This window comes from Halosolutus amylolyticus (genome assembly GCF_023566055.1).
GTDB lineage: Archaea > Halobacteriota > Halobacteria > Halobacteriales > Natrialbaceae > Halosolutus > Halosolutus amylolyticus.
The window spans coordinates 866,532-877,520 of the sequence record NZ_JALIQP010000001.1 but is presented as its reverse complement, the minus strand read 5'-3'; the positions used below and the strand labels follow the sequence as shown (position 1 = coordinate 877,520).

The 10,989-nt window shown below is 67.3% G+C and carries 11 protein-coding genes; 6 read left to right on the top strand and 5 right to left on the bottom strand.

All coding sequences use genetic code 11. From position 1 onward, the window contains the following. Positions 1-100: 100 nt before the first annotated feature. From argH to MUN73_RS04200, 3 genes are all read right to left on the bottom strand, one after another. Complete coding sequence (gene argH / locus MUN73_RS04210; RefSeq protein WP_250139195.1) at positions 101-1,606, bottom strand: argininosuccinate lyase; 1,506 nt, start codon at positions 1,604-1,606, stop codon at positions 101-103. 2 nt (positions 1,607-1,608) lie between these two features. Further along, complete coding sequence (locus MUN73_RS04205; RefSeq protein ID WP_250139194.1) at positions 1,609-2,859, bottom strand: argininosuccinate synthase; 1,251 nt, start codon at positions 2,857-2,859, stop codon at positions 1,609-1,611. 357 nt (positions 2,860-3,216) lie between these two features. Further along, entirely contained in the window at positions 3,217-4,395 is a 1,179-nt protein-coding gene (locus tag MUN73_RS04200; RefSeq protein ID WP_250139193.1) for a helix-turn-helix transcriptional regulator, read from the bottom strand. 85 nt (positions 4,396-4,480) lie between these two features. On the opposite strand from MUN73_RS04200, the gene MUN73_RS04195 reads away from it, so the two are divergent. From MUN73_RS04195 to MUN73_RS04185, 3 genes are all read left to right on the top strand, one after another. After that, positions 4,481-4,675 carry a DUF7554 family protein gene (locus tag MUN73_RS04195; RefSeq protein ID WP_250139192.1) on the top strand — a complete coding sequence of 65 codons (195 nt, stop codon included), beginning with the start codon at positions 4,481-4,483 and terminating at the stop codon, positions 4,673-4,675. A gap of 40 nt (positions 4,676-4,715) precedes the next feature. Beyond that, entirely contained in the window at positions 4,716-5,216 is a 501-nt protein-coding gene (locus MUN73_RS04190) for a 2'-5' RNA ligase family protein (RefSeq protein WP_250139191.1), read from the top strand. 107 nt (positions 5,217-5,323) lie between these two features. Then, complete coding sequence (locus tag MUN73_RS04185; protein WP_250139190.1) at positions 5,324-5,674, top strand: hypothetical protein; 351 nt, start codon at positions 5,324-5,326, stop codon at positions 5,672-5,674. A 27-nt stretch (positions 5,675-5,701) separates the two neighbouring features. Here the strand turns inward: MUN73_RS04185 and MUN73_RS04180 are convergent, their stop codons facing one another. Further along, a complete protein-coding gene (locus MUN73_RS04180; protein WP_250139189.1) occupies positions 5,702-7,873 on the bottom strand; it encodes an ATP-dependent DNA helicase in 2,172 nt (723 codons plus the stop codon). A 301-nt stretch (positions 7,874-8,174) separates the two neighbouring features. Between MUN73_RS04180 and MUN73_RS04175 the strand changes: the two genes are divergently transcribed. Then, complete coding sequence (locus tag MUN73_RS04175) at positions 8,175-8,603, top strand: hypothetical protein (protein WP_250139188.1); 429 nt, start codon at positions 8,175-8,177, stop codon at positions 8,601-8,603. Positions 8,604-8,690: 87 nt separating this feature from the next. Here MUN73_RS04175 and MUN73_RS04170 read toward each other — a convergent pair whose 3' ends face one another. Then, entirely contained in the window at positions 8,691-9,644 is a 954-nt protein-coding gene (locus MUN73_RS04170) for a cation diffusion facilitator family transporter (RefSeq protein ID WP_250139187.1), read from the bottom strand. A gap of 184 nt (positions 9,645-9,828) precedes the next feature. On the opposite strand from MUN73_RS04170, the gene MUN73_RS04165 reads away from it, so the two are divergent. Next, a complete protein-coding gene (locus MUN73_RS04165) occupies positions 9,829-10,365 on the top strand; it encodes a metallophosphoesterase (protein WP_250139186.1) in 537 nt (178 codons plus the stop codon). A 468-nt stretch (positions 10,366-10,833) separates the two neighbouring features. After that, positions 10,834-10,965, top strand: coding sequence for a DUF7859 family protein (locus tag MUN73_RS22540; RefSeq protein ID WP_265339095.1), 132 nt, complete (start codon positions 10,834-10,836; stop codon positions 10,963-10,965). Positions 10,966-10,989: the final 24 nt, after the last annotated feature.

The following is a 10,989-nucleotide window of genomic DNA, read 5'->3' as shown; positions in this document are numbered from 1 at the left end:
TTTCGCTCGCCCGCAGGTTCGCCCCTCACCTGCGGACGGTGGCGAGACCGACGGTCGCGTCGATCGTGCCAGCTCCGATGCCGGGAGCGAACGGTCGACCTCACACATACCCGTTCACCTCCTCGCGAAGCGCCTCGCGAGCCGCCTCGAGCGCCCCGCTCGTGTCGGCGTGGGACTGCTCGTCGACCGCGAGCGCATCGCGGGCCGAATCGATCTGGTCCGCGACCGCGTCGGGTGCCGGACCGCCCTGCGAGTCCCGACTCGCGACGCTCTCGGCGGGATCGAGCGCGGCCTCGACGGCCGCGGGGTCGACGAACTCGGCGAGCGGTTCGCCGAGCACCTCCGCCGCGGCCGATTCGATCGCGTCGACGTCGCCACCGTGCTCGGCGGCGTGGGCCACGAGTTCGTGCGCCGTCCGGAACGGCAGCCCGTTCGCCGCCAGCAGGTCGGCCACGCCGGTCGCCGTCGAGAACCCGGCACCCGCTTCCGAAGCGAGCGCGTCCTCGTTCCAGTCGGCCGTCGCGACCGCACCCGCGGCGACTTCGCTGGCCTCCGTCACGGCGGAGACGGTCTCCCAGGCGTGAGTCGTCGCCCGCTGGAGGTCGCGATTGTACGCGCGGGGCAGTCCCTTGAGCGTCGTCGTCAGGCCCTGCACTCCGCCGGCCGCGTCGCCCGCGACCGCGCGGACGAGTTCTAGCGTGTCGGGGTTCTTCTTCTGGGGCATGATCGACGACGTCGAGGAGTAGTCGTCCGCGAGGTCGACGAAGCCGCGGTTCGCGAAGACGATGACGTCCTCCGCGAGCCCCGACAGCGTCGTCGCGTGGGTCGACAGCGCCTGGACCGTCTCGAGCAGGAAGTCCCGGCTCGAGGCGGCGTCCATCGAGTTCTCGACGACTCCCTCGAAGCCGAGCAGGTCGGCCGTGCGCTCGCGATCGATCTCGAAGGTCGTCCCCGCGAACGCGGCGCCGCCCAGCGGCGACTGGTTGATCCGATCGTAGGCCTCGCACAGGCGGGCGGTGTCGCGGCGGACCGTGCCCTCGTAGGAGCACGCCCAGTGGGCCACCGTGGTCGGCTGGGCGGGCTGGAGGTGCGTGTAGCCGGGCATGATCGTCTCCCGGCCCGACTCGGCCACTTCGATCAGCGACTCGCGCAGCGCGATCGTCGTCTCGATCGCGGAGAGCACGTCCTCGCGCAAGCGATACCGGATGCAGGCCGCGACCTCGTCGTTGCGGGATCGCGCGGTGTGCATCCTCCCGCCGTCGGGACCGACGCGCTCCACGACGGCCGTCTCGATCGCCTCGTGGACGTCCTCGCCGTCGGGGAGCGAGTCGTGGCCGTCGACCTCGATCGCGTCGAGCGCGGTGAGGATCTGGCCGGCCACCTCGTCGCCAACGATCCCCTGCTCGGCGAGCATGACGACGTGGGCGCGATCGATCTCGAGGTCGGCCTCGAAGATTCGTTCGTCGGCCTCGAGCGAGGAGAGGAAGCTCCGGGCGGGGCCGCCGCTGAAGCGGTCCCGGCGGACGACCCCCTCGCCGTCGGAGCCGCCGTCGGTCCGGATGACGTCACCGGGCCGGGTGTCGCCGCGAGCGCTCTCCTCGGTCATGATTACTCGTCCTCGCCGTCGGTTTCGCCGCTCCCGTCGGTCGCGAGTTCGACTTCGTCGTCCTCCTCGTCCGCGTTCGCGGCGATCGATTCGTTCGCGAGGCGGCGCTGGAAGCCGTGGTACTTGGCGACGCCGGTGGCGTCTTCCTGCGTGATCTTCCCCACGGTCTCGGTGTCGAAGGAGGCGTGTTCGGCCGAGTAGGCGGCGTACTCGCTGTCGCGGGCGACCACGCGTGCCTGCCCGCCCTCGAAGCGGATCGTCACCGTTCCAGTGACGCGCTGCTGGGTCTCGTCAATGAAGCCTTCGAGCGCGCCCATGAGGGGCGCGTCGATCAGGCCCTCGTAGCCCTTCTTCGACCACTTCTGGTCGATCAGCTGCTTGAACTCGCGTTCCTCCTGGGTGAGCACGAGTCCCTCGAGCCCCTCGTGGGCGTTGAGCAGCGTCGTCGCGGCCGGGTGCTCGTAGTTCTCGCGAACCTTGAGCCCGAGCATGCGGTCCTCCATCGAGTCCGTACGGCCGACGCCGTAGGCCCCGGCCACGCCGTTCAGGTGCTCGATGAGTTCGACGGGGTCGTACTCGACGCCGTCGACGGCGACGGGATAGCCCTCCTCGAACGTGATCTCGATCTCCTGGGTCTCGCCGGTCGGTGCCTGCGTCCACGCGTAGATCTCCTCGGGCGGGACGTAGCTGGGATCTTCGAGCTCGTCGCCCTCGACCGAGCGACTCCAGAGGTTGGTGTCGATCGACCAGTCGCCGCCGCTCCCGCCCTCGACGGGCAGGTCCTTCTCGGCGGCGTACTCCTGTTCCCACTCGCGCGTGAGCCCGAGTTCGCGCACGGGCGCGATCACTTCGAGGTCGGAGTCGCGCCAGACGGCCTCGAACCGTAGCTGGTCGTTGCCCTTGCCCGTACAGCCGTGGGCGATACCGGTACAGTCCTGTTCCTGTGCGACCTCGAGAATCGCCTCGGCGATCACCGGGCGCGCGAGCGCGGTCCCGAGCGGGTAGCCCTGGTAGGTCGCGTTCGCGCGAACGCTCTCGAGACAGAGGTCGGCAAATTCCGCTCGCGCGTCGACGACGTAGTGGTCCAGGCCCAGCGCCTCGGCAGTCTCTTCGGCCTCGTCGAACTCCGAGGCCGGCTGTCCGACGTCGACCGTGACGCCGATAACGTCGTCGTATCCGTATTCCTCCTCGAGCAGCGGGACACAGACGGTCGTGTCCAGTCCGCCCGAGAACGCGAGTGCAACGCGTGTCATGTCGTACTCGAGAGAAACGGCAGGATAGACTTAAACTCATTGGTTTAAGTTTCGAAAATAAACGGTAGAGCGACTGCTAACCGGAAATTCTGCGATCGCTGGAACGTGGGAACGAACCGGGAACGTGGGGAATAGTATAGTACGGGCTCAAAGGCCCGGTCGCGGTCGTCGCGGTCGCGGCAGGACGGTACCGTCGGTATCACGGACGGTGGCCGACGGGCCGACGGAGCGACTCATTGGTGTCACCAAGACGCCCAGCAGTATTAAAACCTACCGGGGTGGCAAATGTTACACACCCGGTGGCCGAGGACCGTGCCGGTATCCCTGTCGTCCGACTCGTAGGGACTGCTGTCCGTCTCAGGAGGGCGTCTCGTCCTCGGTTGGCAACGAGAGGACGTTCTCCCGGCCGATCCGGAACACTTCGATCTCGTCGTCCTCCCGCAGACCGCTGACGACCTGGCTCGTCTTGGCCTCGGTCCAGTCCAGTTCCGACACCACTTCCTGCTGTTTGATCCGGCCGCCCCGTTCCTCGAGCAGCCGCAGGACCCGCTCCTCGTTGCTGAGCAGTTCCGGGGGCGGGCCGTCGACGCCGTCGGAACCGCCGGTATCGGCCGTCCCCTCGCTAGCCGGCGACGGTTCGCTGGCCGACGATTGTGTGCGAACCTGTCGATCCCTGATCCACCAGCCCGCAGCGCCGACCGACGCGAGCAGGAGGAGAGCACCCGCCACCGCGAGCCACGGCATCGACGGCCCGTCGCCAGTGGCGGCCGGCTCCCCGTCGGACGTCTCCTGGTTGCCGCCCGTCTCGTTCGGATCCTCGCCCGACTCGTTCGAACCGTCGGTGCCGTTGGCCATCAATACGACGCGTGGCTGCTCGGACGCGAATTCGGTTTCCCCGCCGTCCCAGGAGATCGACCCATCGTTCGATCCGGTTGGAGACGGGTCCGGTTCGTCGTAGAGTTCGTACTCGTCCGGCCAGCGAAACTGCAGCGTGGTGTCGTCGGGGAGCATGAACCCGGATATCGCGTCGCCGGCCTCGATCCGGTTCAGTTCGACGCGGGCGAACTTCGACCACTCGAACGTGAACGTGACCTGGCCCGTCTCCCGGTCTCGCAACACGGTACTCTCGTCCGTGCTGACGGAGACGTTCGAGAGGTTCATGTCCCGATCGGTCCGGTTCTCACCGTCCGCGAGGGTCTGGTTCCACCGTTCTTCCTCGGTCGCAGCGTAGGCGTCCGCGTTCTCCTCGATGTCGGTCCGCATCTCGTCCCACTCCTCGTCGGACATGTTCTCGTCGTCGAGCGCGTACCGGTACTCGACGGTGAACGTCGCCGACCCGTTCTCCCGGATCTGAACGTCGATATGTATCTCGTCCGCGTCCGCGAGTTCCCCGCTTTCGGAGGGATCCTCCTGAATCGCCGGCGTCGCTCCTCCCGCGTCGGCCCCCGCGACGGGCGACGCGATCGGCACTAGCGCGATCGCGAACCCGACCACCACGAGCACGCAGAGCAGGGCCCACTGCCCCTTCCCGTCCATTACATGGGGATGACAGAGCCGCCTAAATAGGTCTTTCCGACCGCGGCAACGGTGTGTTTTTCAACGTTCACGCCAATGTGAACGTATGCTCGACTCCCGTGGCGAACTCGAGGTCGAAACGCTCCTGAAGATCGTCCTCGGACTGGTCGCCGTCCTTCTAGTGCTCGAGATTCTCGGTGCAGTCCTCGGCATGATCGCCTGGGTCGTTCGGCTGGCGACGCCGCTGATCCTCCTGGGAATCGGCGTGCTCCTCGTCCTGTGGTTCTTCGATCGGGTGTGAACGCCAGACTGATACGCGTATATCCACTACTCGACGTCACGTGTACAGCGTCAACGTTCCGGTCCCCGGGCGCGTTCGCGAACTCGCCGCCGACCTCTACCCCTCGCTGGTCGGGTTCGACAGCGTCCGCGAGGAGCACTCGTGTCTGCTCAAGCGACTCGGCGACGCCGACCACGTCGCCCAGCTCCAGCACCGCGCCCACCGCGCGCTCGAGGGGGCACCCGCCGTCGAAGCCGAGATCACCGGCATCGACTACTTCGCCGACCCGCCGCTCGGCTCGGCCCCCGTCGTCTACCTCGCCGTCGAGAGCCCCGGCCTCGAGCGGATCCACGCCGACCTGACCGACAGCTTCGAGACGATCGACGGGCTCGAAGGGAGCGACTACGTCCCCCACGTCACGCTGGCCCGTGGCGGCGACCGCGAGACCGCGGCACGACTCGCCGATCGGGAGATCGAGCCGATCCGGTGGACCGTCACCGAACTCGAGTTCTGGGACGGGACCTACAAGCTGCCGGTGAGCCGGGTTCGACTCCCCGCCTGATCAACCCTGCCGGTCTCCGGCCTCCGCGTCCCGACCGTCCCCCGCGACACTGCGGCGGGCCCCGATCGGCCAGAACCTATTACATACCAGTGTCAGTAGAGAGAGATATGCACAGACGGTCGTTCATCGGCGTCGCCGTAGCGGTGGCGGTCGCGGGGTGTTCCGAGGTCACCGGAGCCATCGGCATCGGCGATGACGGGATCGACGAGACGCTCGAAGACGAGAAGACGGCGGAGTTCAGTGCCGAAGCGGGCGACGAGTACACGGTCACCGTCGACGTCGAGCGCGTCGACGAGGGCACCGCGGTCAGCGTCCAGGTCGCGAAGATCGGCGAGGGGCCGCTCGTCGCCCAGTCCATCGAGGACAGCGCCACGCTCGACGTGACGATCGAGACGGACGGCGAGCACGTCATCACGGTCACGAACGGCGCTGCCCACGTGACCCTCGAAGCGGCCTGAACGCGCCGGTCGGTCGCGACCGACGGCTCACGGTGCCGGCGGGTCGCCCTCGTAGGCGTCGTGATCGGCGTAGAAGTTCAGCATCGCGAACTTCAGTTTCCCGGGGTCGATGTCGAGCAGTTCCTCGCGCTCCTCGTGCGGGAAGGTGCCGTTGACGCTGTACTTCCCCAGGTCCGACTTCGCCTCTCGCGAGTAGCGCCGATCGAGTAGCGCGCGAACGCCGACGTCCTCGGGCGAGCGGATGACCCGGCCGAGCGCCTGTCGCGTCTTGCGAACGGTCGGGATCTCGACGGCGTACCGCCAGCCGGTGTCGGTCCCCTCGAAGGCCGCGTCGTAGGCCTCCTGGACCGCCTCCGCGCGATCGTCGAGGTGCGGGTAGGGAACGCCGACGACCAGCACCGTCTCGGCGTCGTCGCCGTCGAAGCTCACGCCCTCCGCCAGCGTCCCCCACAGCGAGGTACACAGCACGGCGTGGTCGCTCGCGACGAACTCCCGGCGGAGGTCCTCGACGGCGACGCCGGGTTCGTCGAGGTAGACCGTCGCCTCGGCCCGCCCCTCGAGCCGATCGGCGTAGCGCTTCGCCTCGCCGTAGTTGGGGAAGAAGGCGAGCGTGTTGCCGGGCGTCATGCGGACGGCGTCGTGGATCGTCCCGGTGACCGTCTCCTGGACGTCGGGGTCGTCCCGATCGGACGAGAACAGCGGCGGCGTCTCGACGGCGTAGGTCCGTCGCCGGTCCTCGGGGAACTGGAGGCCGTAGGCCATCGTGACGGGGTCCTCGAGGCCCAGCACGTTCTCGGTGACGTCGAACGGCTGGAGCGTGGCGCTCATCAGGACCGTCGCGTACACGTCGTCGAACAGCCGTCCCGTGACCTGCCGCGGGAGACAGGAGTAGAGTTCCGCCCGGCCGTACACCTCGTCCGTGCCCGCGTCGCGAGTGACCGAGACGACGGGGTAGAGTCCCTCCTTCGAGCCCTCGTTCAGCCACGCGCTGACGAACGCCGCCGCCTCCAGGGTCTGACACTCCGTCCGCGTTGCCGTCTCGCCCTCGCGGTAGGCCTCCTCGTACTCCTCGTCGAGGTCCTGGCCGAGGTTCATCGCGGCCTCGAGGTCGTCTTCGATCCCCCGCCCGGAGTAGCGTTGCAGGAACGCCAGTGTGAGGTCGTCCCGGCGGCCTTCGTTGGCGATCGGGACGTCCGTCCAGTTCTCGCCCACCTGTTCGCGATCGCCGAAGCCGAACGAATCCTCGTAGGTCTCGACGAGCGCGCGGTGGAACGCGGAGAGGACGTTCGCCGCGTCCTCGGAGCGGGGATCGTCCGTCTCGGCGAGTTCGTCCAGCGCGGAGTCGAGCGTCCGCTCCGAGCAGGTCCGGGTCGCGTGTTCGCGGGCGGCGTCCTCGACGTTGTGGGCCTCGTCGAAGACGGCGATCACGTCCTCGGGATCGCGGCCGAGCCACCGGAAGAACTGCTCGCGGATGACGCCGTCTAACAGGTGGTGGTAGTTACAGACGACCAGATCGACGCCTTCGATCCCCTCCTTTAAGAGTTCGTAGCCGCAGAACTCCTGTTTCTCGGCGTACTCGTAAATCTCGCCGGGCGTGCGGACGTCGTCGAACAGCCAGGCGAAGAAATCGTCCGTGTCCCCCGTCAGGTTGTTCCGGTAGTAGTCACAGACGTTCTGCTCTTCCAGGTCCTCGAGGCGCTCCTCGATCGACTCGAGTTCGTCCATGACGGCACTGCGGGCGTCGGCCGCGCCGCCGTCGCCCTCCTGGCTCTCCGCGAGGAGTTCGCGCTGGCGGCGCTCGAGTTGCTCCCGATCGCGTTCGGCGTCGACGACGGCCCGGGTGTTGTCCCGAAGCGCCTGGCACTCCTCGTAGCCGACGTCGATGTGACACATCGAGGACTTGCCCTTGAAGACGATCGCCCGAATGTCCTCCTCCCGGGTGATCGCGCGGGCCTCGGCGACGAACTGGCGCATCTGCTGGTGGACGTTCGTCGTGATGACGACCGTCTTGTCCTGTTCGCGGGCGACCTCGAGCGCGGGGACGAGCGACGAGAGCGTTTTCCCCGTGCCGCAGGCCCCCTCGAACAGCACGTCCTGACCGCGGACGAGGGTGTTGTGGATGCGGTCCATCGCCTCGCGCTGGTTCTCGTAGGGCCGCTCGTATGGGAAGAACCGCATGTACCCGCCTGTGTCGGACACAGTACGTGATAGGTTCCCGCGTCGATAAAAGGATTCGTCTCGATTCGGCTATCTTTGAACAGCGAGAGAATCCCGGCGTTTACGCCGGGGAGGATGTCACTCTCAGACGTTCCCGGATCATACGATAACAGAGTGAGAACGATCGAGAACTCGCTGCAGCGGTTGAGATCCGTGATTCGAGTACGATCACATCGCAGCTACGATCCACGTTCGACCGATCGAGTGTGCCAATTGCATGCATTCAACATAGCCGGCGTACGCGCGGTGTAGCGCCAAATAGGTCGAGCGCTTCGCCCCGGGTATGGCCATCCCCGGGTACGATTCCGACACGGCCGCGGAGGACACACTCGAGCAGGCGGGCGCGAGCATCGCCGTCGTCGCGGGCGTCGTTCCGGACGAGTTCGGCCTCGCGAGAAGCGCCATCGACCCCCCGATCGACGCGCTCGCGGACCCGGTCGATATCCGCGGCCTCGACGAGTTGAAAGCGATCGAGGCGATCCAGGTGACGCTGGTCTACGATCCCTCGGAGTTGCCGCCCGGTGCGAGCCCCACGGACGTCGCGGTCGCCGTCGAAACCGAGACCGACGAGGCGGGAAACGGAACCGGCGATCGCAACTGGGAGCCCCTCGAGTCGACAGTCGACCTCGAGGAGACGACGGTGACGGCGGTGCTGAACGATCGCCCGCCGGGGTCGACGATCGTCGCGGGATACGACGACGGCGAGGACTGACGTCGGTGACGACGGTCGACGGGATGGGAGACGAGGACGACGAGAGAGGACGAGAACCGCGATCCGGAACGGACAGCGAAACGGCGGCTACGGCGATCGAGTCTCGGGTTCGATGTAGCTCTTCTCGATCTGGTCGTCGTGGTCCGTCAGCGCGAGTTCCATCTCGGTGATGCGCTCGTCGATCGCCGCCGCGTCGAGGGCGGACTCGAACCGCACGTCGGCGGTCACGAGCAACTGTTCGGGCCCGAAGTATACCGTCCGGAAGTCGACGAGTTCGGTGACGCCGTCCCACTCGGCGACGATCGAGCGGAGTTCGTTCTCGTCGGCTTTCGGGAGGCTCTCGCCGAGGATGAGCCGCTTGTTCTCCCAGGCGAGCGCGAGGGCAAAGCCCATGAGCATGACGCCGATGACGAGCGCGGCACCGGCGTCGTACGTCGGGTTCCCGGTAGTCCGGGTGAGGTAGACCCCGAAGAGGGCGATCCCGGCACCGGCGAGCGCGATCGTGTCCTCGGTGAGCGCGGTCAGGGTCGTCACGTCGCTGGTCTTGTGGAACGCCTCGCGGAAGGAGGTCCAGCCGTGCTCGTCCATCTGGCGGCTCATTCCCTGGTAGGCCTTCCAGAGCGCGTAGGATTCGAAAGCGATCGCGCCGAGCAACACGGCGTAGTTGACGTACACCGGGTCGAACGTCGCGCCGAGCAGCGTGACGTCCTCGCTGGCCCGGTGGACGCCGCCCTCCCGGAGCGCGCTGTAGCCGTGGCGGGCGCTCTCCCAGCCGGCGATACCGAACAGCATGACGCTCACGAGCAGGCTGTAGAAGAACTGCGCCTTTCCGTGCCCGAACGGGTGGCTCCGGTTCGCCTCCTGTGCGCCGTACTTGATCCCGACCAGCAGGAAGACCTGATTGCCCGTGTCCGAGATCGAGTGGTACGTCTCCGACAGCATCGCGGGACTCCCGGTGAGGAGGAAGCCGCCGAACTTGAGGATCGCGATCGCGCCGTTGGCGAACAGCGCGGCGAGAACGACGGAGGTACTGCTTGCCATCGGCGAAAGATATGCACAACCGAAAGAAAAGAGTCGGTGCTTGCGGCGGTGCAAGCGGGGCCACAGCCGTCGGCGAGAACGGCCCGGGATCGATCGTCGGGTCCCTCTCCCGACTGGACGGGCAGTCGCCCGGTCACGATCGCAGGTCGAAAGGATCGTCCCGATCGGGGCCGAACAGACCGCCATGATCGCGATCTTCTCGGACACGCACAGCGAGGGCGGCCATCGACTCGACGGGGCGGCCCTGACTGCCGCACGGGAGGCCGACACCGTGATCCACGCGGGCGATTTCACCAGTTCGACGGCGCTGGCGGCGTTCCAGGAGGAGTGTGACGCCCTCTATGCCGTCCACGGCAACGCCGACAGCGCGGCGGTCCGGGACCGGTTGCCTCCTGCGCGGGTCGTCGAGGCGGGCGGCGTCCGGTTCGCAGTGACCCACCGGCGCGACGGCGGCGCGACCGGACTGGCGATGTTCGGCCGATCGCGGGACGCCGACGTCGTCGTCTCGGGCCACAGCCACCGGCCGACGATCGTCGAGACGGACGACGTGCTCCTGGTGAACCCCGGCAGTCACGCCCAGCCGCGCGGGAACCGACCGGGCTTTGTCGTCCTCGAGGAGCGTCCGGCGGACGGCCCCGCGGACGACGTTCGGCTCACCGGTGAACTTCGCGAACCGGACGGGACGGTCATCGAGTCGTTCGAGGTCCGATCGCGGGCGTAGCGACGGGCGACGACGACGAAGAAGAAGGGCAGTGGGAGAGAGTATCGTCACGGCGGGATGGCAACGGTATCGAACCACCGGCAGTGGCGGTATCGCGACAACGGAGGGGACCGTCGCGTCAGCGGGGACCGGGTGGATCGGGTGGCCGACGCGACGGCAGTGGGGTGGCCGATCGCGTCGGACCGGGAGTGGGGAAGGCTGGTGGAAGGTGATCGGGGACCAGCAGTGGTCTCGAAGTCGTCGGGGGGCGACGTTCGAGACGCACGTATGGCTACGTTCCACCGGGCATTATAGTCAGCGCAAGGTGAAAAAGCGATTTTACCGACGGACGCGGTCGCGAGAACGGCGCGTCGGTTCGATCCCGACGAACGGGTCCGGGCCGTCGTGCCAGACCGGTCCGTTCACTGCGAACCCCGGCGACGATCGACGTCGAAACGGTTTTGCGCGCTGACAGTGTAGCCGCGTCGTATGCTGGGCTTCATTCCCGACGATCCCGTCATTATCGCGATCGTCCTGATCCTGCTGGCGCTGATCTTCTTCTTGTACCTGCTCATCCGCCGGACCGTGCTGGAGTTCCGGGACGGGATGCGCGGGCGGTGAGGGGGTACCAGGCTAGCACAGCCA